Here is a 22,135-nt window from a genome sequence, read left to right on the forward strand (position 1 = left end):
CGATGTCAGCATTCAAATCAAATATTCCAGAAGGTCCTCTTAAAGATAAGTGGACACAACATAAAAACGATATCAACCTGGTAAACCCAGCTAACAAACGTAACATTGATGTTATCGTTGTGGGTACCGGTCTTGCAGGAGGTAGTGCTGCGGCAACACTGGCAGAGTTAGGATATAATGTAAAGACTTTTTGCTATCAGGATTCTCCACGTCGTGCGCACTCTATTGCAGCACAAGGAGGGATCAACGCGGCAAAAAACTATCAGGGAGATGGTGATTCTAACTATCGTTTATTTTACGATACCGTAAAAGGTGGTGATTACCGCTCACGTGAGGCTAACGTATATCGTCTTGCGGAAGTATCAGCAAATATTATAGACCAGTGTGTGGCGCAAGGTGTTCCTTTCGCGCGTGAATATGGTGGTCTTTTAGATAACCGTTCTTTTGGTGGGGTTTTGGTATCCAGAACCTTCTACGCTAAAGGACAAACAGGGCAGCAATTGCTTTTAGGAGCCTATTCTGCAATGAACCGTCAAATTAACCGTGGAAAGATCAAATCGTACACCCGTCACGAAATGATGGATGTGGTTCTTGTTGATGGCAAAGCACGAGGAATCATCGCTCGTAATATGGTTACCGGTGAGATCGAGCGTCACTCGGCGCACGCAGTAGTATTGGCAAGTGGTGGATACGGAAACGTATTTTTCTTATCAACCAATGCAATGGGTTGTAATGTGATGGCGGCTTGGAGAGCACACCGTCGCGGAGCATATTTTGCAAACCCTTGTTACACGCAAATTCACCCTACGTGTATTCCGGTAACGGGAGATCACCAGTCAAAGTTGACGTTGATGTCAGAATCTTTGCGTAATGATGGTCGTATCTGGGTTCCGAAGAAGAAAGAAGATGCAGAAGCTATTCGTGCCGGAAAACTAAAACCAACACAGCTTAAAGAGGAAGATAGAGATTATTATTTAGAGCGTAGATATCCTGCCTTTGGTAACTTGGTTCCTCGAGATGTGGCTTCACGAGCAGCAAAAGAGCGTTGCGATGCCGGATTTGGAGTGAATAAAACAGGAGAAGCTGTGTATCTTGATTTCTCTAGTGCTATTGAGCGCTACGGAAAGGAAAAAGCGTATACTTCAGGACATAAAAATCCGTCTAAGGAAGAGATTATAAAGCTTGGAAAAGAGGTTGTTGAGGCTAAATACGGTAACCTTTTTCAAATGTATGAGAAGATCGTAGATCAAAATCCATACGAGACTCCTATGATGATTTACCCTGCGGTACATTACACTATGGGTGGTCTTTGGGTTGATTATAACTTACAAACTACGATTCCTGGCTGTTATGCTGTAGGAGAAGCAAACTTCTCAGATCACGGTGCTAACCGTTTAGGAGCTTCGGCATTGATGCAAGGTCTCGCTGATGGTTATTTTGTGCTTCCATATACGATAGGAGATTATCTTTCAAAAGATATTAGAACCGGAAAAATCTCTACTGAAACTCCAGAATTTGATGCAGCAGAAAAAGATGTGAAAGATAGAATCGCACGTCTAATGAATGCTTCAGGGCAACATTCTGTTGATTATTACCACAAGAAATTGGGTAAAATCATGTGGAACAAATGTGGAATGGCGCGTAACGAACAAGGCTTAAAAGAAGCGATTGAAGAAATTGCTGAGCTGCGTAAGGATTTCTGGGCAAATGTAAAAGTTCCTGGAGCTGCAGAAAGCAAAAATGCCGAATTGGAAAAAGCTGGTCGTGTAGCTGATTTCCTTGAGTTAGGTGAACTTTTTGCAAAAGATGCTTTACATAGAAATGAATCTTGTGGAGGTCACTTTAGAGAAGAGTACCAGACTGAAGAAGGTGAAGCGCTCAGAGACGACGAGAACTTTAAATATGTAGCTGCTTGGGAATACAAAGGCGAGCCTAAAGAAGCCCAGCTGCACAAAGAAGATTTAGAATTCAAGAATATTGAATTAAAAACTAGAAGTTATAAATAGATGCCGGTGTTGAGCTACGAAGTGTTAATGCTTAGCGACTCAATACTCAATACTAAAATCTAAAGAAATATGAAACTTACACTTAAAATATGGCGCCAAGAAAACGCTAACGCAAAAGGAAAGATGGTCACTTATCCTATTGACGGGATTGAAGATGATATGTCTTTTCTTGAAATGCTAGACGTTTTAAATGAGGAGCTTATTGCTAAAGGAGATGATCCGGTAGAATTTGATCACGATTGTCGTGAAGGAATTTGTGGGGCGTGTTCTTTACAGATCAACGGGGAACCACATGGTCCAGATCGTCTAGTGACTACCTGTCAATTACACATGCGTAAATTTAAAGATGGCGATACCATCGTTATTGAGCCATTTAGAGCAACTGCATTTCCGGTTATAAAAGATTTGATCGTTGACCGTTCTTCTTTTGATCGTATTCAGCACGCAGGAGGGTATATCTCAGTAAATACTTCGGGGAATACCATTGATGCGAACAGCATTCCTGTGAATAAACACGATGCAGATGATTCCTTTGCAGCAGCTACTTGTATTGGTTGTGGAGCTTGCGTTGCTGCTTGTAAAAATGCAAGTGCGATGTTATTTACCTCAGCTAAAGTTTCGCAATATGCTTTGTTACCTCAAGGTCAGGTTGAAGCTGTAGAGCGTGTTGAGAATATGGTGCGCCAGATGGATCTGGAAGGTTTTGGTAACTGTACCAATACCGGAGCTTGCGAGATTGAATGTCCTAAAGGAATTTCTTTAGAGAACATCGCGCGTATGAACCGTGAATACTTAAGTGCGACCACAAAAGGATAATGGAACCACAGTGCAGATAAAAAGAAAAGCGCCTTGATCAAGGCGCTTTTTTTTATGCATAAGGATTTCTTTTTAGCCAAATAACCATTCTACCACATCGTTCATTTTAGCAACGCGTACGATGGTGATTCCGTAGTTGTTCTTCGGAACTTTACAGTATTTAGAAATCATAATTGTACCGAAGCCTAACTTTTCAGCTTCAAGTATGCGTTGTTCTACACGGGTAACCGGGCGTATTTCTCCGGCAAGGCCTACTTCAGCAGCAAAGCAAATATCTTTAGCAACCGAAATGTCTTCGTTACTCGATAATATAGCAGCAACAACAGCAAGATCTATCGCAGTATCGTCTACTGAAATTCCACCGGTGATATTTAAAAACACATCTTTGGCGCCCAGTCTAAAGCCTGCGCGTTTTTCTAAAACGGCGAGGATCATATTTAAGCGTTTAGCATTATACCCCGTTGCGCTACGCTGTGGGGTGCCATATACCGCGGTGCTTACAAGTGCTTGTATCTCTATCATAAGCGGCCGCATTCCTTCTAAAGTTGCAGCGATCGCTGTTCCGCTTAAATCCTCATCATTTTTAGAGATCAGTATTTCTGAAGGATTAGAAACTTCACGCAAACCACTGCCTTGCATTTCATAAATCCCAAGTTCGCTGGTAGATCCAAAACGGTTTTTATGTGCGCGCAAAATGCGATAAATGTGATTGCGATCACCTTCAAACTGAAGCACAGTATCTACCATATGTTCCAGAATTTTTGGGCCGGCAATGTTTCCGTCTTTTGTGATGTGACCGATGAGAATCACCGGAGTGGCGGTCTCTTTAGCGAATTTAATGAGTTCTGTGGTGGTTTCTCTTATTTGAGAGATGCTCCCAGCTCCACTCTCAATATAGTCGCTATGCAGCGTTTGTATCGAGTCGATAATCACAATGTCTGGATTCACCGCTTCAACTTGCTTAAAAATGTTTTGCGTCTTGGTTTCGGTAAGAATCAAACAATTTTCAGCAGCAGGGTTAATTCGTTCTGCACGCATTTTGATTTGTTGTGCACTTTCTTCCCCAGAAACATAAAGCGTGGTGTACGGTAAGGTTAGTGCTATTTGCAGCATCAGTGTACTTTTACCTATACCGGGTTCACCGCCCAATAGTGTGAGAGAGCCGGGAACGAGCCCGCCTCCTAAAACGCGGTTGAGTTCGTTGTTTTCAGTATTTAACCGGGCATCTTTAGTGGTGTCAATCTCTTTGATGCGTTGTGGTTTAGCTACACGTTTGGTAGACTGCGGTTCTGTTTTCCAGCCGGTTTTTTCAACTTTTTGTACAACTTCTTCTGCAATAGTGTTCCATTCTTTACACGAAGTGCATTGCCCTTGCCATTTAGCAAATTGGGCGCCGCAGTTTTGACAGAAAAAGGTTGTTTTTACTTTTGCCATTAATATCCAAAATCATCTTTAATCTGTTGCGATCGTGCAACAAGAATATCTTTATTTATATCGCCTATTTCTTTTAAGACGAGAGCGCCTTCATAGGTGCGCATAGCTTTTTTAGGCTCGCCATTACCCTCATAAGAACGTCCCAAATAGTAGGGGCCTAAAATCGTTTCCGGGTATTCTTTACTTGCTAATTTACCAAGGTTTTCAAAACCATCCCAATCAGATTTTTTCTCGAGGGCCGCTGCAATCGCAATAAAATCGTTGATCCTGATTTTATCATCTAAGCCAAAAAGATTTTGCATTACCGTGTATTTTTCGATCAAGTAGTCAAAGGGCGAATCTGCTTTAAGTATTTTTTCGGTGAATTCTTTTTTGCTGATGGGGCGGTAAACCGCAAACACTTTTTCTAAAGCTTTAGGAATAGCACGCCCTACCAAAGAATAATGGGTGGCATCTTGAAAATCGTCAAAATAATAATGAAACTTTTCATTTTCTATTCCGCTTAGGGCTTGGTGAAGCGCTAATGTTTCTTCTCTTAAGGAAGGAATGTCTTCAGTTCCTGTTGCTTGATAATAAAAAATTTGTTGTTCGGTTTGCTTCAAAATGGTTGTAAGACGCTCATTCATCTGCGGAGCTAAGTCGGGACTCAACGAAATATAAGCATTGAATAACGGCGGATTTTTCATCAGATAATAATTAGCAAAACCAGCGGTGGCGTCGTGACCTACAACTACATTAAACGGTGCTAAACGGTATTGTTTGTTGAGCCACGGTAAAAGTTCCATTCCTAAAAACTCAAAAAAGTCAGCTCCTTGACCAGTAGGTAAAAAATTAGCATCGTCATAAAAGGTGTCTTCCATGCGGTCAGGCTGCATCACGCCAACGATGATCGCCTGTGGCATGTCTTCCCAATAGCTGTAATAATCGGCGCTTCCGGCTACCGGTTCAAAAAGATAGTCACCGTCAAGAACTAGAATGACCGGGTAATATTTATCTTCGTTTGCTTCGTAATTACGAGGAAGCTGAATTTTTACATTTCGGGGTTCGTTGAATTTTGAAGAAGGTACAGATTCATAAAGCACCTGAGCATTGATACTGCTGTATACAAGCAATATCAGAAGTAATATTTTTTTCATGGAAAAGTAGATTAAGGCAAGGTGAAGTTAAACATTATTCTCAAGTTAACTACGGCCTATTAATCAAACCAAAGCTGCTTATTTTTTCCTGTTGAGAATAGGAAGCAATAAAAAAGAAAGAGCTCCCAAAACCAACACAAGTAAGGTTTGAGACCCCCAAACGATCCACCCAAAAGCTTCACCACCTTCCTTGCTAAAGCCGAAGAAAATAAATAAGGCGCCAATACTTATAGGATATACTCCGATCCCGCCGTTAGTTACTGAAATGGCAAACGAACCAATCACAAACGCAGCAAGGATAACACCTGTAGAGGCATAAGATATTTCAGGAATCGTGAATTTGATCACCCAAAACATCAAGATATACATGATCCAAATAAAGAAGGTGTGTCCTATAAACGCCCATTTGTTCCGCATTTTTAAGATGCTTTTCATGCCTTCTACGAGGCCGGCCATAAAGTCTTTGAGCTTGGCTAAAATTCCTGTTTTGGCTCGTTGTATAATTTTAAAGCCCAGAGCGATGAGTAGTACGCCGGCAGCTAAAAACAATACGGTATATAGTGGATTGATATTTTGTTCGTGTAGGTAGCCTAATAAGGTGTCGGTTTGCAAAACAATAGCAATACCTACGACTAAAAGGAGCATCAAAAAATCGGCAATACGTTCTGAAATTATAGTGCCAAAAGCTTTTTCAAAAGGGACATCTTCATAAGTGGTAAGCAGCGCCCCGCGCAATAATTCCCCACTTCGAGGAATGCCTAAATTAGCCAGATAAGCAGCCATTACTGCCATAAAGCGGTTGCTTAACTTGGGGTGGTAGCCCATAGGTTGCAAAAGATACTGCCAGCGATAAGCTCGGGATAGATGGCTCAAAATGCCAAACATGAGTGAAACAGCGATGTAAACTGGAGGTGCGTCCTTAATGTTGTTCCAAAGGATGGCGCGCTCTTGTGGTGTGGCCGAACTTAACGAATAATAGATCAAAAGTATCCCGATCCCCAACGGGATGGCAACTTTCAATAATTTTATGAGGGATTTTTTGCTCAAGTTAATTGAGCAAATTAGTTTCTTCGTTAGGGAAAACTAGAGAAGGTTTAAACGCTTTAGCTTCTTCCAGCTCCATAAAAGCATAGGTGATAAGAATAAGGATATCGCCTTTTGCGACTTTACGAGCAGCAGCGCCATTTAAGGTGACTTCCCCGCTTTTGCGTGGCCCGGGAATCGCATAAGTCTCCAGGCGTTCACCGTTGGTAACATTTACGATTTGTACACGTTCTCCTTCAATAACACCGGCTGCATCCATAAGATCTTCGTCAATGGTAATACTACCTATATAATGAAGTTCGGCGCCGGTAACTTTTACGCGGTGTATTTTTGATTTTACAACGTTAACTAACATGGTGTAAAAATAAGGTTTTTAATTTAGGGCGATATTATCTATGAGTCGTACATCACCGGCAAAAACAGCGATGAATGCTCTGTATTTGTCTTCGGCTTTTTTGGTCGTGGCGTGCTTCAGTGTAATTGCATTTGCGATTTCAAAATACTCAAGTTCAAGATGCTCTTTTCCTTTAAATTCTTGCTCAACAAAATGTACGACATCTTCGACGCTTTGGTCGTTAAAATGTTCTTTTGCTTGCATTAAGGTTTTGTAAATAAAAGGCGAGGCTTCACGCTGTTTTTCAGTGAGTCTTTTATTTCTAGAGCTTTCAGCAAGGCCATCATCGTGGCGGCTGATAGGGCAACCTACGATCTGTACCGGAAGGTTTTCAATCTCAACTAATTTATTTACGATTTGAAGCTGTTGATAATCTTTTTCGCCAAAGAAAGCCATATCCGGATTCACAATCTCAAATAGATATTTTAATACGGTGGCAACGCCTTCAAAGTGACCGGGTCTAAACGCGCCTTCCATCACTTGATCTAATCCGTCAAAATTAAAATCTAAGGCTTTAATTTCGCTTCCATAAATCGTTGTCGTGCTCGGGGCAAAAACAAGCAGGTTGGGGTTGATGTGCTCTAAAAATTCAAGATCTGCCTGCAAATCTCTGGGATAGGTCTCAAGATCTGCGGGATTGTTGAACTGTGTAGGATTTACAAAGATACTCACAACGACTACATCGCAGTTTTCTAAAGCAAAATTAAATAGACTTCCATGACCTCTATGCAAAGCGCCCATAGTAGGTACAAAACCTATTTTAAGGCCCTTTTCTTTGTGTTTTGCAACAGCACTAGAAATTTCTGGTCTATTGGTATATACGTGCATCCCGATTAAATTAACAGGCGGCAAAATTACTATATTACTGGCAATCTGCATAAAATTTCGTAATTTTGCGTGTTTTTTAGCCTTAACAGAAACTTAGAAGCACATTTATGAAAAATAAGAGGATATTGTACGTATCATCTGAAGTTATACCGTATTTGCCAGAGACAGAGATCGCATCAATGTCGTTTGAGGTTCCTCAAATGGTAAATAGTAAAGGAGGTCAAATTCGCATTTTTATGCCACGTTATGGCAATATTAATGAGAGACGGCACCAGCTTCACGAAGTGATACGGCTTTCCGGAATGAATTTGGTCATAAATGATTTTGACATGCCGCTTATCATTAAAGTTGCCTCTATACCTAAAGAGCGTATTCAGGTTTACTTTATAGATAATGAAGAGTATTTTAAAAGAAAAGCTACGTTTACTGACGAGGACGGAAACTTATTTGCAGACAACGATGAGCGCGCAATATTTTTTGCAAAGGGTGTAGTAGAGACGGTTAAAAAGCTTAATTGGGCTCCAGACATCATTCACGTTCATGGTTGGTTAGCATCACTACTGCCTTTATATTTAAAGCAGTTTTATGCAAGCGAACCGCTTTTTAAGCAAAGCAAAATTGTGACTTCTGTTTATAATACCGGGTTTGACGACACGTTAAATGAGCAATTAATTGATAAAATAGCTTTTGACGGAATAGACAAAGATTCAATCTCTGAGCTTGAAAAGCCTTCTTATGAGAACTTAATGAAAGTAGCGATTAAAAACTCTGACGCTGCCATTGTAGGTTCTGCCGAACTTAGTGAAGATCTTTCCAAGTATTTGAATGTTACTAAAATCCCTGTGCTTCCTTATAAAAAGAGAGAAGAATTTGCGCAGGCGTACGAAGAGTTCTATACCACCAAGGTGCTAGATTAAAAAAACAAAAAAACGAATGAAATTGAATACGGTGTTGACAAGAACATTAGGTTTACTAATGCTTCTATTTGTCTTCTTTTCTTGTGAAGACGATTTTCTGGAGGTGGGAAGCGGTTTAGTTGATGACAGCAACTTCACTTCGGGTAACGAGAGTTATCCGGTAACTGCATATAGCGAGCGTTTTTTTGATTCTTTAGGCGTGCAAACAAATGGACTTAGTGCCGGCGTTTTAGGTTATTATCAAGATTCAATATATGGTTCTACTACGGCTTCGACACTTAGTCAAGTGAGTTTGAGTACTTATAATTCTACTTTTGGAACCAATCCGGTTGTTGATTCGGTGGTTTTTACCATGCCTTATTTTAGCACCGGAAGTGTAAATAGTGAGAATGAGACCGTTTACGAACTTGATTCGGTTTACGGTTCAGATCCTATTCGTGTTACGGCATTCAGATCTAATTACTTCTTGAATTCTAATAACGGACCTGATTTTGAAAACGGCGCGGTATATTATTCTAATGATTTAACCGAATTTAATGGGGTAGAAGGTGATACGCTTATGCAGCAAATCTTTGTTCCATCTAATGAAACTGTGGTGACCACAGTGCCGGCTACCACAGATGGAGAGGATGATGAGGTGACCAGTAATTCGCCTAGATTACGCATTCGTCTTGATGAGACTGCTTACGGTGAAACGTATTGGCAAGAAAATATTTTAGACCGGGGAGGTGAAGACGTACTGTTTAATGCTAATTCGTTTAGAAATTACTTTAGAGGGGTTTATTTAAAAGCCGAGCCAGTAAATGGTAGTGGTTCTTATTTTCTATTCGACAAAGCCAATACTTCTATCGCGATTTACTACACTTCGGGAGAAGAAGATTCAAGAAATCAATCAAGTGTAACTTTAAGCCTTGCCGGAAATGGTGTGGTTGGATATCAGAATGATTTTAAATCTGAGATCAAAACAGAACTGACCGGTATTGATAAAGAAAACGGAGAAGAAAATCTTTATCTAAAAGGCGGTCAGGGAAGTATGGCTGTTATTGAGCTGTTTGAAGATGTAGATGATGACGCTAACGGAATTCCCGATGAGCTTGATGCGCTGCGTGCGCAACCTCGTCTTATTCGAGAAGCTAATTTAGAATTTTTTGTAGATCAAGATAAGATTCAGCAGTATGCTGGCGCTTCAGTATCTGAGCCGCAACGCGTTTATATTTATGACCTGGAGACCAACTTGCCTTTGCGTGATTTTTCAGGTGATGCCACTATTAGTTCGTCAGGAACCATAACAGCGGTTGGAACTACGCATTTAGGTCCGTTAGAAACTGATGATAACGGGCAAGGGGTGAGCTATAAAATCAGAATCACAGAATTTTATAAAGCATTACTAGATCCTGAGAATGATACTCCAACAACTAAACTTGGCTTAGTAGTAACACAAAATGTACTTTCTACAGCCACAGCTACGATAGAAGGTAAAACTGATAGCGACCTCCCTAATAGAGTGCCTTATGCTTCGGTAATTGCTAATCGTGGAACTATTCTCTACGGAAGCAGTGTAAATGTTCCTGAAGCAAAACGACTGAAGCTAAAAGTTTTCTATTCAGAAGCTTCAAATTAATATCATTTTATGTGCGGAATTGTAGGTTACATTGGTCATAGACAAGCCTATCCTGTTGTGATAAAAGGCTTGCAACGACTGGAGTATCGCGGTTATGACAGCGCCGGGGTTGCTTTGTTTGATGGTGAAGAGATTCAGTTATGCAAGACAAAAGGTAAAGTTGATGACCTTAAAACTAAGGTTGAGTCAACCATTACTGCCGAAGGTACTTTAGGTATTGGTCATACGCGCTGGGCAACACACGGGGTTCCTAATGATGTTAACTCGCACCCACATTTTTCAAATTCTGGAGATTTAGTCATTATTCATAACGGGATCATCGAGAATTATGATGCCATAAAGCAAGAGTTGACCAAGCGTGGATATACCTTTAAATCTGACACAGATACAGAAGTGCTGGTTAATCTGATTGAAGATGTACAGCGCAATCAAAAAGTCAAATTAGGTAAGGCGGTTCAGATTGCTTTAAACGAGACCGTGGGCGCATACGCCATTGCGGTTTTTGATAAGAAAAAACCAAACGAAATTGTCGTCGCTCGTTTGGGTAGTCCGCTTGCGATAGGTATTGGTGAAGATGAGTATTTTATCGCTTCAGACGCTTCTCCTTTTATTGAATATACAAACAACGCACTTTACTTAGAGGATGGTGAGATGGCTATTGTGCGTAGAGGTAAAGAGGTGAAAGTTTTCAATATTCAAGATGACGCACTGGTAAGTCAGCCTTACATACAAGAATTAAAACTCAATCTTGAGCAGATAGAAAAAGGAGGGTATCCTCATTTTATGCTTAAGGAGATCTACGAGCAGCCTCAAGCGATACGTGATACGTTTAGAGGACGTATGCGTGAGAATAAAGGAGTTATCAAGATGGCTGGTGTAGATGATCATATTGATAAATTCATCAATGCAAAACGTTTAGTGATTTTAGCTTGCGGAACCTCTTGGCACGCAGGGCTAGTGGCTGAATATATCATCGAAGAATTGATGCGTGTACCTGTTGAGGTAGAATATGCGTCAGAATTTAGATACCGCAATCCGGTTATTGACAAAGATGATGTGGTGATCGCTATTTCTCAAAGTGGTGAAACCGCAGATACTATGGCTGCGATGAAGCTGGCTAAAGAAAAAGGAGCCTTTGTTTTTGGTGTATGTAACGTAGTTGGATCGTCGATCTCTCGAGAGGCACACGCCGGCGCATACACTCACGCCGGTCCTGAAATTGGTGTTGCTTCAACAAAAGCATTTACCACGCAAATTACCGTACTTACGTTATTAGGATTGAAAGTGGCGAAAGCTAAAGGACGTATTTCAACTTCAGACTTGCATATGCATCTTGAAGAGTTGCGCCTGATCCCTGAAAAGGTAGAGGAGGCGTTAAAAAGCAACGATCACGTCAAGGAGATTGCTTCGGTATATAAAAATGCTTCTAACTGTTTGTATCTAGGTCGCGGATTCAATTTCCCCGTTGCTTTAGAAGGCGCTTTAAAACTTAAAGAGATATCATACATCCACGCAGAAGGTTATCCTGCAGCTGAGATGAAGCACGGCCCAATTGCGCTTATTGACGAGCATATGCCGGTAATTGTTATTGCTACGCGCCGCGGTCATTATGACAAAGTGGTGAGCAATATTCAAGAGATCAAAAGTCGTAAGGGGAAAATTATTGCAATTGTTACTAAAGGCGATGTAACGGTAAAAGGGCTTGCAGATCACGTGATCGAGGTTCCAGAAGTGATGGATTCTATGTCTCCGTTATTAACTACGATTCCGCTTCAATTGTTATCGTATCATATCGCGGTAATGCTTGGTAAAAACGTTGATCAGCCTCGTAATTTGGCTAAAAGTGTCACTGTAGAATAGCTGATTTTCGCATAAAACGCAGGTGTTTTTAGAGGGCTGTAATTCTGAGGTTTATCAAGTGGTTTTATGCTTTTGTTAACGCTGAAGAAATTCAATAAAAGTCTTTTAGGTTTTTAAATATTAAAAACTATCTTTGCACGACGAAAAAAATAAGGGATATTTAGGTTTGTTTTGTTTTTTTCGGCTACATATTTTGCTAAACATTAAATAGTTAAGAATGTCAAAAGTTACAGGTAAAGTTGCCCAGATTATCGGCCCTGTTGTAGATGTTGAATTTGCAAACAATGCAGATCTTCCAAAAATTTATGATTCGCTAGAAATTACAAAAGCAGACGGAAGCCTTTTAGTACTTGAGGTACAATCGCACGTTGGTGAGAACACGGTAAGAACGATCGCGATGGATTCTGCTGATGGTTTGAGCAGAGGTGCTGAGGTAGTTGCTACTGGAGCGCCAATTCAAATGCCTATTGGTGACGACGTTTACGGGCGTTTATTTAATGTAATTGGTGATGCTATCGACGGTATTGGTGATCTTCCTAAAGCAGGAAAAGACGGTCTTCCAATTCACCGCGAAGCTCCAAAATTTGAAGATTTATCAACTTCAACCGAAGTTTTATTCACTGGTATCAAAGTTATCGACTTGATTGAGCCTTACGCAAAAGGGGGTAAAATTGGTCTTTTTGGTGGTGCAGGTGTTGGTAAAACCGTATTGATTCAGGAGTTGATTAACAATATTGCAAAAGGTCACGGTGGTCTTTCTGTATTTGCCGGAGTAGGTGAGCGTACGCGTGAGGGTAACGATTTACTTCGTGAGATGCTTGAGTCTGGTATTATTAAATACGGTGAAGACTTTATGCACTCTATGGAAGAAGGCGGTTGGGATCTTACTAAAGTTGACAAGGCTGCAATGAAGGAGTCTAAAGCAACTTTCGTATTCGGTCAGATGAACGAACCACCGGGAGCACGTGCTCGTGTGGCGCTTTCTGGTCTTACTATCGCTGAGTATTTCCGTGATGGAGCAGGAGACGGTCAAGGAAAAGACGTTCTTTTCTTCGTTGATAACATTTTCCGTTTTACGCAAGCAGGTTCAGAGGTATCGGCACTTTTAGGTCGTATGCCATCTGCGGTAGGTTACCAGCCTACACTAGCAACCGAAATGGGTGCGATGCAAGAGCGTATTACTTCAACTAAAAAAGGTTCTATTACATCTGTACAGGCGGTTTACGTTCCTGCGGATGACCTTACTGACCCGGCACCGGCTACAACCTTTGCCCACCTTGATGCAACAACCGTACTTTCTCGTAAGATCGCTGAGCTAGGTATTTATCCTGCGGTTGACCCGTTAGATTCTACTTCTCGAATCTTAACTAAAGAAATTCTTGGTGCAGATCATTATAACTGTGCTCAAAACGTAAAAGAGCTTTTACAGCGCTATAAAGAATTACAAGATATCATCGCGATTCTTGGTATGGAAGAACTTTCTGAAGAAGATAAGCTGGCCGTAAGCCGTGCACGTCGTGTTCAGCGTTTCTTATCACAGCCTTTCCACGTAGCGGAGCAGTTTACCGGTATTCCTGGAGTATTGGTTGATATCAAAGAAACTATCAAAGGTTTCAATATGATTATGGATGGTGAATTAGATCATCTTCCAGAAGCAGCCTTCAACCTTAAGGGTACTATTGAAGAAGCGATCGAAGCTGGTGAGAAAATGCTTGCGGAAGCATAAAAATGAGTGTGCAGTTATCAGTCTCAGTATTAGGTACTGCAAACTGTAAACTGTTTACTGTAAACTGAAAAATATGCATTTAGAAATAGTAAGCCCTGAAGCAACCTTATATAGCGGAGAAGCTACTTCGGTTATTTTACCGGGAACTGACGGAGCGTTTCAGTTGTTAGACAATCACGCAGCTATCGTTTCTCTTTTAGAAGAAGGTGTTGTGAAAGTTAAAGGAGCTACGCTTTCAGATAAAGCTAAAAAGCATTTCACTGCCGGTAAAGAATCTGGTGAGTTTGTACTCGCGATCAAATCTGGGACGGTTGAAATGAAGGATAATAAAGTAATTGTTTTGGCAGACTAACGCCATAAACGAGAAAATAAAAAAGCGCTTAATCTATTTTGGTTAAGCGCTTTTTTTATTGCCATTGTAAAAGTATTTTAGCAACGATGAAATCAGCAGATACATTGATTTTGAATCAAATGAACCGATCTTTGTTCGTTAGGATCTTAGCTGCATTGCTATTCACGTTTGCCTGCTTTTTGCTCTTCCTGATCTATTTTATCACCTTTAAAATCGGTTATGATTTAAGCAAGGAACGTGATTTTGTCAACTGGGGAAAAGATTTAAAATCAGTGCTGGTTTTTCTAATCCTTGCTATAGGTTTAGGTTTTTATTTAGCAAAGCGAAAGCGGATCATTTTCAATACCAAAACTCATAAATACAAGGTTGAATATTATTTAGGGCCGTTTTATTGGGGTAATTGGTCTGATTACGAAGCGCTGAAAATGGTTGGGATCTTCAAGAATTCAAAAGGGATCTACGAAGTGAATATTTGGTTTACGAATTCGAGACACTTAAAATTTGAACGATTTCACAATGAAGAAGATGCACTAGCCGAAGCAAAATATATTGCTAAACTATTTACTCTTAAAGTGTGGAATGCTTCAGACCCTAAAAAGGGATATTATTTAGATTAAAAGCTAGGTTTCAAAAACGGCTACCGCTCTTACAGGAGATCCGGTGCCGCCTCTTATTTTAAGAGGAAGCGCAATAAACTGAAACCTACCACGGCCTACCAACTTGTGCAAGTTGATCATATTTTCATAATGAGTAAAGCCTAAGGCGCCACAAATTTTGTGAACCTCAGTATTCGATATTTTTGGTACTCCCGGTGACATGGTTTCTACACCAAAAGCTGCAATTTTCAAACTTCCTAAATATTGGGCTGCCTCGGCGGTGATTCCGGGGCCTTTGGGCCAATTTTCGGTATCAAAGTGTTTTCGGTAATGGTCTGTGCAAAGAAGCACAGTGTCTCCTTTTTTGATGCTTACATCAGCTTTCAGGCAAGCTTCTTTAATGTCTTCGGTTGTGATGAGTTCTTGCAAACCTTTATACGAAAAATCAAGACAGATTCCTTCGGTAAAGAACATCGAAAGCGGCATAGTATCAATGGACTCGCCGGCATTCTTTCGATCCATATGATTGAGCGCATCTACGTGAGTACCGGTATGCTCACTCATTGTGATTTGATGAACACTGGGTGTTTGAGTTGTAGGATTTTCGTCCCCATCCCATAGCTCGTGTGTTGCGTAAACCCGCATAGAAACCGGTGACAGACTCTTGTACACCGGCATCCCGTCATAGATTTCTTGACTTAGGTCTATTATTTCTTTGCTAGCCATTTTTCTCGGGTTTGTATTACCGATTTTTTAGCATCAGGAGCAATGCTTATTGTATATGTAGGATCAGCAGTAAGTCTAACTTGGGTTGTAAATACTTCACCAAAACGCTCAAAGGTAACCTGAAGCACATCGTCAATATTCTTGCTGTTAAGAAAGTCTTTAAATGCGTCATTTGAATTCATGGCAATCCCATCTATTTTGATGATCAAATCGCCTTTATCTAAGTCTGCTTGATAAGCCGGACTGTCTTTAAACGTATTTCTAGAGATTTCTAGTCCGTTCTCGGTTGCTTTAAAGGAAGCTCCAAAGTAAGGCTTCTCAGAAGCGCGATCCAATTGTAAGCCAACCTGCTCAAAAAGGTTTTTGTAGTCAGGTATTTCACTTTTGTAGATATATTTTCCGAAGAAATCCTGTGCAAATGCTGCATCTGCATAAGCGGCAAGTGTAGCTTCAATATCTTTAACGGTATAGGCAACTTCGGTCTTTCCGAAGCGTTTCCACATCAATTGCATAAATTCGTCCAGATTCAAATTCTTTTCGCGTAAGCTTAGATCTAAAGCCAGGCCTAAAACACTTCCGTAAGAATAATACGAGATAAACATATTCTCGCGATTCACAGGATCAACCGAAGTAGCCGCATCTACAAAAGGCGCTTGATTGCTCATTTCAATAGGATTGAAATACTGTAAAGCAGGCGAATTCCATACATAATTAAAGGTGCCATTCAATCCGTTTACATAATCTTCGGCGCTTATAACTCCGGCACGCTCCAGAATCAAGTTGGTGTAATAGCTCGTAAACCCTTCAGCAAACCAAAGGCAATCGCTCATATTGGCTTGATCAAATTGAAAGGGCTCGAGGTCTGCGGGACGTATACGCTCCACATTCCAGCTGTGGAAAAATTCGTGAGATACAGTACCGATATTGCCGGTCATTCCACCATTAGCAAGGGTTTCGGTATCTGTGAGAATGGTGCTGTTGCGATGTTCCATCCCATCTCCCGAAACGTTAGGCGCATAACACGCAAGAAAAGTGTACTCGCCAAAATCATAGTTTGGCAACTCTCCAAAAACTGCTTTTTCCTGCAAAACAATCGCTTTTACCTTTTCCCAGTAGGTATCAAAATCACTCTCAGGATCAGGATCGTGTAATACAAATTTGATGGTTTGCCCATCTACCTTAAACTCGCGCTCTCGCAAATTGCTTATTTCCGTAGGGCTGTCCATAAAATAATACAAATTCGGACTCATAAATGTGTTGCCGGATTTGTGTTTCAGCTGAGTGGCAACTTTCCAATTCAAGTCTTTTCGAGCATTAAAAGTGATCTCGATAGGGCGTTCCTGTAAAGTTTCGGCATACATAAACGTTGCCGGCATATTAAGGTGCGCGTGCGTGAGATCTACTTGAGAGTACGTCCCGCCACCACGATTGGCAAAGAGAATATATTCAATATTGATTATTCCGTCTGTATTGGTGATGATCCAGCTGTATGGGTCATCACGTTTGATCTCTAGAGTTTCACCCGATCCGTTTGTCGCTTTAAAACCGTACACATTCTTAGCAAACTCGTGAATCGCATAGCGACCAGGAGAAGATCTGCTCATCTGTACGCGCAGTGTTTTTGACTTCACCTCAGGGAACGTGGCTTTGACGATAGCTTCGTGGTGCACGGCATTGTCAAAAGATATTTCGTAAGAATTGGTTTGCGCCTGTAGTGAAAGGCTTAGAAAAAGGAATGCAATCCAGAGTTTCATTTAAAGGAAATTTAGAATGAGCTTTAAAAGTACTCAAACCGCAGCAAAACTAATCCTCGGAATACTCCAAAATATCTCCCGGTTGGCAATCTAAAGCTTTGCAAATTGCTTCCAAAGTTGAAAAACGCACCGCCTTAGCTTTCCCTGATTTTAGGATGGAAAGGTTGGCTTCGGTAATGCCTATGATTTCTGCCAGCTCTTTACTCTTCATATTTCTATCAACCAATACCTGATCTAAGTTGATGATGATGGGCATTATTAGAGGGTTTTAAGCTTAAATTCATTAGAAAATGCGTTACTGAGGAGTAGAAATACTGCGCCAACAAGATGCAGGAATACAAAAAAGCTGAAGTTTAATATACTTAATGAAAAATGGATTTCTCTATCTCCAGTTAGTATCGAATTGACTACCACAAAAACCAACGAGCCCAAACCGCAGGCTGTAAAAAATTGACCGACTTTCTTTGTGCTTTTAATGACTTCTGATGAGAATAGTTTCTTTTTAAGGAGTTGACCTGCGAATTTTCTCAGTTGAAAGAAACCGGCAAAAAACAAGAGAAAAAGTATAAAGAAGCAAATTGTAAAAAGTAATGCCCCGCTTCCAAACACTTGCTCGGTATAGGGTATGTTTACTTTGATAATGCTCTGCTGAGGGAACATAAAAATATACAGGATTGTCCCTGGAAAGAATACCACAATGGGCACCATCAGGTAAAATGCCAGGTCAATAAGCCCTTTAAAAATAGAATTCAATTTCATTTATTATTGTTTTTCGATAACAAATATAAAATAATTATTGAAAAACAATAATTTATTGACGCCGCCAAAGGGTTAATATTTCGAGGCTTGCCCTGAGATAGTTTTCCTTCACTTTTGTTTCTACCCAAACTGTATCTTTGCCCAATGCTGCCCAAAAAATTACAAGAGAAACTCAATCAACGTCGCGAAACAAATGCCTTGCGCCAACTGAAAACACTCGATGTTGAGCTGGTTGATTTTTCATCTAATGATTATCTGGGGTTTTCTAAAAATTCGACTATTTTTTCTCGTGCAGGCGAAATTTTAAAAGAGCATAATCTGGAGTTGAACGGTGCAGCGGGGTCACGCTTATTGTCGGGAAATCATAAATTGTATGAGCTGACTGAACGTTTTATTGCTAAAACACACAAGGTAGAAGCAGCGCTGATCTTTAACTCAGGTTATGACGCCAATGTGGGATTCTTTGGATCTGTGCCACAGCGCGGTGACGTGATCTTGTATGATGAATTTATTCACGCCAGCATCCGTGACGGAATCCAAATGAGTCACGCGAAAGCCTATAAATTTAAGCACAATGATTTAGAAGATCTGGATCGGCTTTTGGCTAAGCAGGATGAGATGCTGAAACAAGTTCAGCATGACGCGTATGCTATCTACGTGGTCACTGAGTCGGTTTTTTCAATGGATGGAGACAGTCCAGACCTTTTAAAATTGGTAGAGCTATGCGAGCAGTTTTCAGCTCAGGTTTTTATAGATGAGGCGCACGCCATTGGAGTTTTTGGAACAGGGATTATAGATGAACTGGGTCTCGGACGCCAAGTTACGCGTTTGGTTACTTTTGGTAAAGCGATGGGCTGTCATGGCGCAGCGATCTTAGGTTCTGAAATCTTAAAAAGCTATCTCGTTAATTTTGCCCGAAGCTTGATTTACACCACTGCTTTACCGCCGCATAGTGTGGCGACCATATTGGCCGCCTACGAACACGCGGCGTCTGACGCAAAAAAGTCAAATTCCGCTTTAATAAAGCTGCGTAAAAACATCCAATATTTCTGTGAAGAGCTCAAAAAGCAACAGCTTCAAGAGTTTTTTATTAAGAGTGATTCGGCGATACACTGTGCGATTCTTCCGGGTAATGCGCGCGTGAAGCAAATTTCGACTGAATTATTAGAAGCAGGATTTGATGTAAAAGCCATTCTTTCGCCCACGGTTCCGACAGGTCAGGAGCGCTTGCGAATTTGTTTACACAGTTATAATTCTCAAAATGAGATAAAAACCCTGCTTGCGCTTCTAGCAAAATCTTTAGAATGATTTTCTGTAGATAAAGTTCGCCGCTGTACCTTTGCAGCACTATGGAAAAACAAACTTTCTTTATCACAGGAATTTCTACGGAAGTTGGAAAAACAGTAGCCTCAGCAATTGTAACCGAAGCTTTGGAGGCCGATTATTGGAAGCCTATTCAGGCGGGAGATTTAGACTATTCGGATACGCATAAAGTCAAAGAATTTGTTGACAATGACAAAACCGTTTTTCACGATAATGCCTTTAAGTTGCATACACCTATGAGTCCGCATGCGGCGGCAGACATTGATGGCGTTTCTATAAAAGCTTCAGAAATCAAAAGACCGGAGACCGAAAATAATTTGGTTATTGAAGGAGCTGGCGGATTGCTTGTACCGATTAGTGAAACCGAAACAATTCTCGATTTGATTCAGCCGGAAGATAAAGTGATCGTTGTTTCGAGACATTATTTGGGAAGCATCAACCACACGTTGCTTACGATTGATAAACTGAAGCAAGCCGTTAAAACCATTCACGGAATCCTGTTTAGCGGCGAAGAACATCCCACAACCGAATCGGTCATTGCAAAAATGAGCGGTGTAGCCATTTTAGGGCGAATAGATGAAGAGCCTTATTTTGATAAAATGGTTGTCAAAGAATATGCAGAGCTATTGAGAGAAAGGCTTCATTAGGTTGTTGTTTTTTGGTCACCCTGAACTTGTTTTAGGGTCTCACAAGCAAATGTTGTTAAGTATGAAACAGAGCTATGTTTATATTCTAACTAATACCTACAGAACCACTTTTTATATAGGTGTTACTTCAAATTTGCAGCAGCGGATTGTGGATCACAAGGAGAAAAAAGGTTCCGCTTTTACATCCAAGTATAATGTTTGTGATTTAATTTACTTCGAAGAGTTTTCAGATATTAATCAGGCTATTTCTAGAGAGAAACAATTGAAAAACTGGAAGAAAGATTGGAAATTGAACTTGATCAAGGAGAAAAACCCAAAACTTCAAACATTGAAAATTTTTAGTTAAAATAAATTACATGATGGGATGCTGAAACAAGTTCAGCATGACGTCTTCATTAAATATATCCTAGAATTTTGAATCTAACAGAACGCGATAAACAACATATTTGGCATCCTTTAACGCAGCATAAACTGCATCCTGAAGCAAAACCTATTGTGAAAGCTAAGGGAGCTTTGTTGTATGATGAAGAAGGTAAAACCTATGTAGATGCTGTTTCTTCCTGGTATACGGCGATGTATGGGCATTGTAATGATTTTATTGTGGAGCGTGTGCATCGTCAAATGCACCAGCTGGATCAAATCATTTTTAGCGGATTTACCCACGAGCCGGCGATTGAACTTTCTGAAAAATTAATGGCGATCTTACCTGATAATCAGCAGAAGTTGATGTTTAACGATAATGGTTCTACATCTACCGAAATCGGGATCAAAATGGCCTTGCAATATCATCACAACAAAGGCCAAACCCGCAAGACGCTTCTAGCTTTTGAAGAAGGTTTTCACGGGGATACATTTGGAGCGATGTCTGTGAGTGGATTATCGGTGTATAATGGTCCGTTTGAAGAGTTTTTTATTGATGTAAAGCGCATTCCGTTGCCTACAGCAGCTAATCAGGAAGAACTCATAAAAGCTATTGAAACGTTTCACGCAGAAACTCCCCTGGCAGGATTTATCTACGAACCATTGGTTCAAGGTGCAGCAGGGATGAAAATGTATCAGGCAGCGCATCTGGAGCCGATTTTACAGAAGTGTAAAGAACTTGGTATTATTTTGATCGCCGATGAGGTGATGACCGGTTTTGGTAAAACCGGAAGCTTTTTCGCTTCAGATTTTATTGAAGTGAAACCCGATGTCATTTGTCTTTCAAAAGCGCTGACAGCCGGTTTGGTGCCTATGGGCGTCACTACGTGTACACAGGCCATTTTTGATGCGTTCTATGATGATGATATTGGCAAAGCCTTGTTCCATGCGCATACCTATTCGGCGAATCCTATCGCGTGTGCAACTGCGATCGCTGCGCTCGACTTGCTTCAGTCTGAAGAAATTCAGCAGAATATAAAACAGATTCAAAGCTGGCACGCTGCGTTTGCTTCAGAGATTGAAAAGCATCCCAAAGTGCATTCCACTAGACAACAAGGAACCATTTTTGCTTTGGAGCTTGATGTGCCGATGGAGCGCTACGGAAACCTGCGTTATCAAATTTATGAGCGCTGTATGGCTGAAGGTGTGTATTTGCGACCGCTGGGATCAACTATTTATATTTTGGCACCTTTTGTGACTTCAGAGCAGGAAATGAAAAGGGTTTATGCTGCGATTAAAAAGGTTTTAGATAGTTTCTAATATGCTCCTTGATCCAACTGGTTTTGGTTTAAATCGATAAGTTCTCCTGTGTTGTCGACTTGAATTTCAAACACTTCGTAGATCAACGCATCATCACTTCCTGAGGTTTTTACGCGCAAGGTAGCGGTGCCGTTAGGTCCTTCGATAGGAATGGTCGCTTCACTAGTTTTGCGTCCGTTTTTGTAGTTCACCGAGTAGCTGCCCATTCCGTCTTTCGTTATGGGTTCGCCGAGTACTTCTATAACTTGCGGGTTGCTTTTTGCGATTTCCAGAGCATCATCGCCGCCGCTGTCGTTTTGAACACTTTTCACAAAGCCAAAAATGGCACCACCAAGAACCAAAACACCTATAACAATGAAGGTGAAACAGCCTCCTACAGGCACGACCCATTTCCAATTTCTTGACCACCAGCTGCGTTCTTCCGTTACGAGTTCGTTCATCTTAACTTCTTTTTGATTGATGCTACTAAACTAAGCGTTTTTGATCATTCTCCATTTTTGATGCCTTATTTTTGCA

General features: G+C 40.8%; 22 protein-coding genes. 12 read left to right on the top strand and 10 right to left on the bottom strand.

What is annotated here, in order from left to right:
* Positions 1-2: 2 nt before the first annotated feature.
* Positions 3-2,006, top strand: coding sequence for a fumarate reductase/succinate dehydrogenase flavoprotein subunit (locus tag HCN54_RS15765; RefSeq protein ID WP_072981165.1), 2,004 nt, complete (start codon positions 3-5; stop codon positions 2,004-2,006).
* 69 nt (positions 2,007-2,075) lie between these two features.
* On the top strand, positions 2,076-2,822 hold the full coding sequence (locus HCN54_RS15770; RefSeq protein WP_167598538.1) for a succinate dehydrogenase/fumarate reductase iron-sulfur subunit: 747 nt from the start codon (positions 2,076-2,078) through the stop codon (positions 2,820-2,822).
* Positions 2,823-2,894: 72 nt separating this feature from the next.
* Here HCN54_RS15770 and radA read toward each other — a convergent pair whose 3' ends face one another.
* The 5 genes from radA to panC all read right to left on the bottom strand — a co-directional run bounded on the left by radA (position 2,895) and on the right by panC (position 7,709).
* Positions 2,895-4,256: a DNA repair protein RadA gene (gene radA, locus HCN54_RS15775; RefSeq protein ID WP_167598539.1), complete on the bottom strand. Its 1,362-nt coding sequence runs from the start codon at positions 4,254-4,256 to the stop codon at positions 2,895-2,897.
* Positions 4,256-5,392 carry an alpha/beta hydrolase gene (locus HCN54_RS15780; RefSeq protein ID WP_167598540.1) on the bottom strand — a complete coding sequence of 379 codons (1,137 nt, stop codon included), beginning with the start codon at positions 5,390-5,392 and terminating at the stop codon, positions 4,256-4,258. Before HCN54_RS15780 ends, radA begins: the two co-directional genes overlap by 1 nt.
* A gap of 78 nt (positions 5,393-5,470) precedes the next feature.
* Positions 5,471-6,412, bottom strand: a complete 942-nt coding sequence (locus HCN54_RS15785; RefSeq protein ID WP_240924901.1) for a YbhN family protein — start codon at positions 6,410-6,412, stop codon at positions 5,471-5,473.
* Between the two features lie 28 nt (positions 6,413-6,440).
* Positions 6,441-6,791 (bottom strand): aspartate 1-decarboxylase, encoded by a 351-nt coding sequence (gene panD / locus HCN54_RS15790; RefSeq protein ID WP_072981173.1) that lies wholly within the window; start codon positions 6,789-6,791, stop codon positions 6,441-6,443.
* A gap of 18 nt (positions 6,792-6,809) precedes the next feature.
* Positions 6,810-7,709 (bottom strand): pantoate--beta-alanine ligase, encoded by a 900-nt coding sequence (gene panC / locus HCN54_RS15795; RefSeq protein ID WP_167598542.1) that lies wholly within the window; start codon positions 7,707-7,709, stop codon positions 6,810-6,812.
* A gap of 56 nt (positions 7,710-7,765) precedes the next feature.
* On the opposite strand from panC, the gene HCN54_RS15800 reads away from it, so the two are divergent.
* From HCN54_RS15800 to HCN54_RS15825, 6 genes are all read left to right on the top strand, one after another.
* Complete coding sequence (locus HCN54_RS15800; RefSeq protein WP_167598543.1) at positions 7,766-8,575, top strand: glycogen/starch synthase; 810 nt, start codon at positions 7,766-7,768, stop codon at positions 8,573-8,575.
* A gap of 16 nt (positions 8,576-8,591) precedes the next feature.
* Positions 8,592-10,196 (top strand): DUF4270 domain-containing protein, encoded by a 1,605-nt coding sequence (locus tag HCN54_RS15805; RefSeq protein WP_167598544.1) that lies wholly within the window; start codon positions 8,592-8,594, stop codon positions 10,194-10,196.
* A 9-nt stretch (positions 10,197-10,205) separates the two neighbouring features.
* Entirely contained in the window at positions 10,206-12,056 is a 1,851-nt protein-coding gene (gene glmS / locus HCN54_RS15810; RefSeq protein ID WP_167598545.1) for a glutamine--fructose-6-phosphate transaminase (isomerizing), read from the top strand.
* 217 nt (positions 12,057-12,273) lie between these two features.
* A complete protein-coding gene (gene atpD / locus HCN54_RS15815) occupies positions 12,274-13,782 on the top strand; it encodes a F0F1 ATP synthase subunit beta (protein ID WP_009778532.1) in 1,509 nt (502 codons plus the stop codon).
* Positions 13,783-13,855: 73 nt separating this feature from the next.
* A complete protein-coding gene (locus HCN54_RS15820) occupies positions 13,856-14,134 on the top strand; it encodes a F0F1 ATP synthase subunit epsilon (RefSeq protein ID WP_167598546.1) in 279 nt (92 codons plus the stop codon).
* Between the two features lie 86 nt (positions 14,135-14,220).
* Positions 14,221-14,751 (top strand): hypothetical protein, encoded by a 531-nt coding sequence (locus HCN54_RS15825; protein WP_167598547.1) that lies wholly within the window; start codon positions 14,221-14,223, stop codon positions 14,749-14,751.
* A 3-nt stretch (positions 14,752-14,754) separates the two neighbouring features.
* Here the strand turns inward: HCN54_RS15825 and HCN54_RS15830 are convergent, their stop codons facing one another.
* Genes HCN54_RS15830 through HCN54_RS15845 form a run of 4 tightly spaced genes read right to left on the bottom strand, consistent with a single transcriptional unit; the run spans position 14,755 to position 17,969 of the window.
* The gene (locus tag HCN54_RS15830; protein WP_167598548.1) at positions 14,755-15,456 is read right to left on the bottom strand and encodes a cyclase family protein; all 702 of its coding nucleotides are present in this window, start codon (positions 15,454-15,456) and stop codon (positions 14,755-14,757) included.
* Entirely contained in the window at positions 15,438-17,210 is a 1,773-nt protein-coding gene (locus HCN54_RS15835) for a M61 family metallopeptidase (protein ID WP_167598549.1), read from the bottom strand. The genes HCN54_RS15830 and HCN54_RS15835 overlap by 19 nt, the downstream gene beginning before the upstream one ends.
* A gap of 49 nt (positions 17,211-17,259) precedes the next feature.
* Positions 17,260-17,466, bottom strand: coding sequence for a helix-turn-helix domain-containing protein (locus HCN54_RS15840; RefSeq protein ID WP_167598550.1), 207 nt, complete (start codon positions 17,464-17,466; stop codon positions 17,260-17,262).
* 2 nt (positions 17,467-17,468) lie between these two features.
* A complete protein-coding gene (locus HCN54_RS15845; RefSeq protein ID WP_167598551.1) occupies positions 17,469-17,969 on the bottom strand; it encodes a DUF2975 domain-containing protein in 501 nt (166 codons plus the stop codon).
* A gap of 144 nt (positions 17,970-18,113) precedes the next feature.
* On the opposite strand from HCN54_RS15845, the gene HCN54_RS15850 reads away from it, so the two are divergent.
* The 4 genes from HCN54_RS15850 (at position 18,114) to bioA (ending at position 21,619) form a co-directional block, all read left to right on the top strand.
* Positions 18,114-19,277, top strand: a complete 1,164-nt coding sequence (locus HCN54_RS15850; RefSeq protein WP_167598552.1) for an aminotransferase class I/II-fold pyridoxal phosphate-dependent enzyme — start codon at positions 18,114-18,116, stop codon at positions 19,275-19,277.
* Between the two features lie 41 nt (positions 19,278-19,318).
* Complete coding sequence (gene bioD / locus HCN54_RS15855; RefSeq protein WP_167598553.1) at positions 19,319-19,939, top strand: dethiobiotin synthase; 621 nt, start codon at positions 19,319-19,321, stop codon at positions 19,937-19,939.
* A gap of 61 nt (positions 19,940-20,000) precedes the next feature.
* Positions 20,001-20,285 (top strand): GIY-YIG nuclease family protein, encoded by a 285-nt coding sequence (locus HCN54_RS15860; protein WP_167598554.1) that lies wholly within the window; start codon positions 20,001-20,003, stop codon positions 20,283-20,285.
* 68 nt (positions 20,286-20,353) lie between these two features.
* Positions 20,354-21,619 carry an adenosylmethionine--8-amino-7-oxononanoate transaminase gene (gene bioA, locus HCN54_RS15865; protein ID WP_167598555.1) on the top strand — a complete coding sequence of 422 codons (1,266 nt, stop codon included), beginning with the start codon at positions 20,354-20,356 and terminating at the stop codon, positions 21,617-21,619.
* On the opposite strand, the gene HCN54_RS15870 is transcribed toward bioA, so the two are convergent.
* On the bottom strand, positions 21,616-22,059 hold the full coding sequence (locus HCN54_RS15870) for a cytochrome c oxidase assembly factor Coa1 family protein (protein WP_167598556.1): 444 nt from the start codon (positions 22,057-22,059) through the stop codon (positions 21,616-21,618). The two genes, bioA and HCN54_RS15870, sit on opposite strands and share 4 nt — an antisense overlap.
* Positions 22,060-22,135: the final 76 nt, after the last annotated feature.

Origin of the sequence: Leeuwenhoekiella sp. ZYFB001, from assembly GCF_011784865.1 — a bacterium.
GTDB lineage: Bacteria > Bacteroidota > Bacteroidia > Flavobacteriales > Flavobacteriaceae > Leeuwenhoekiella > Leeuwenhoekiella palythoae.

Excerpts from the sequence above, each read along its gene's own strand:
- HCN54_RS15765 (WP_072981165.1), top strand. The coding sequence starts at position 3 with ATGTCAGCATTCAAATCAAATATTCCAGAAGGTCCTCTTAAAGATAAG.
- HCN54_RS15770 (WP_167598538.1), top strand. The coding sequence starts at position 2,076 with ATGAAACTTACACTTAAAATATGGCGCCAAGAAAACGCTAACGCAAAA.
- radA (WP_167598539.1), bottom strand. The coding sequence starts at position 4,256 with ATGGCAAAAGTAAAAACAACCTTTTTCTGTCAAAACTGCGGCGCCCAA.
- HCN54_RS15780 (WP_167598540.1), bottom strand. The coding sequence starts at position 5,392 with ATGAAAAAAATATTACTTCTGATATTGCTTGTATACAGCAGTATCAAT.
- panD (WP_072981173.1), bottom strand. The coding sequence starts at position 6,791 with ATGTTAGTTAACGTTGTAAAATCAAAAATACACCGCGTAAAAGTTACC.
- panC (WP_167598542.1), bottom strand. The coding sequence starts at position 7,709 with ATGCAGATTGCCAGTAATATAGTAATTTTGCCGCCTGTTAATTTAATC.
- HCN54_RS15800 (WP_167598543.1), top strand. The coding sequence starts at position 7,766 with ATGAAAAATAAGAGGATATTGTACGTATCATCTGAAGTTATACCGTAT.
- HCN54_RS15805 (WP_167598544.1), top strand. The coding sequence starts at position 8,592 with ATGAAATTGAATACGGTGTTGACAAGAACATTAGGTTTACTAATGCTT.
- glmS (WP_167598545.1), top strand. The coding sequence starts at position 10,206 with ATGTGCGGAATTGTAGGTTACATTGGTCATAGACAAGCCTATCCTGTT.
- atpD (WP_009778532.1), top strand. The coding sequence starts at position 12,274 with ATGTCAAAAGTTACAGGTAAAGTTGCCCAGATTATCGGCCCTGTTGTA.
- HCN54_RS15820 (WP_167598546.1), top strand. The coding sequence starts at position 13,856 with ATGCATTTAGAAATAGTAAGCCCTGAAGCAACCTTATATAGCGGAGAA.
- HCN54_RS15825 (WP_167598547.1), top strand. The coding sequence starts at position 14,221 with ATGAAATCAGCAGATACATTGATTTTGAATCAAATGAACCGATCTTTG.
- HCN54_RS15830 (WP_167598548.1), bottom strand. The coding sequence starts at position 15,456 with ATGGCTAGCAAAGAAATAATAGACCTAAGTCAAGAAATCTATGACGGG.
- HCN54_RS15835 (WP_167598549.1), bottom strand. The coding sequence starts at position 17,210 with ATGAAACTCTGGATTGCATTCCTTTTTCTAAGCCTTTCACTACAGGCG.
- HCN54_RS15840 (WP_167598550.1), bottom strand. The coding sequence starts at position 17,466 with ATGCCCATCATCATCAACTTAGATCAGGTATTGGTTGATAGAAATATG.
- HCN54_RS15845 (WP_167598551.1), bottom strand. The coding sequence starts at position 17,969 with ATGAAATTGAATTCTATTTTTAAAGGGCTTATTGACCTGGCATTTTAC.
- HCN54_RS15850 (WP_167598552.1), top strand. The coding sequence starts at position 18,114 with ATGCTGCCCAAAAAATTACAAGAGAAACTCAATCAACGTCGCGAAACA.
- bioD (WP_167598553.1), top strand. The coding sequence starts at position 19,319 with ATGGAAAAACAAACTTTCTTTATCACAGGAATTTCTACGGAAGTTGGA.
- HCN54_RS15860 (WP_167598554.1), top strand. The coding sequence starts at position 20,001 with ATGAAACAGAGCTATGTTTATATTCTAACTAATACCTACAGAACCACT.
- HCN54_RS15870 (WP_167598556.1), bottom strand. The coding sequence starts at position 22,059 with ATGAACGAACTCGTAACGGAAGAACGCAGCTGGTGGTCAAGAAATTGG.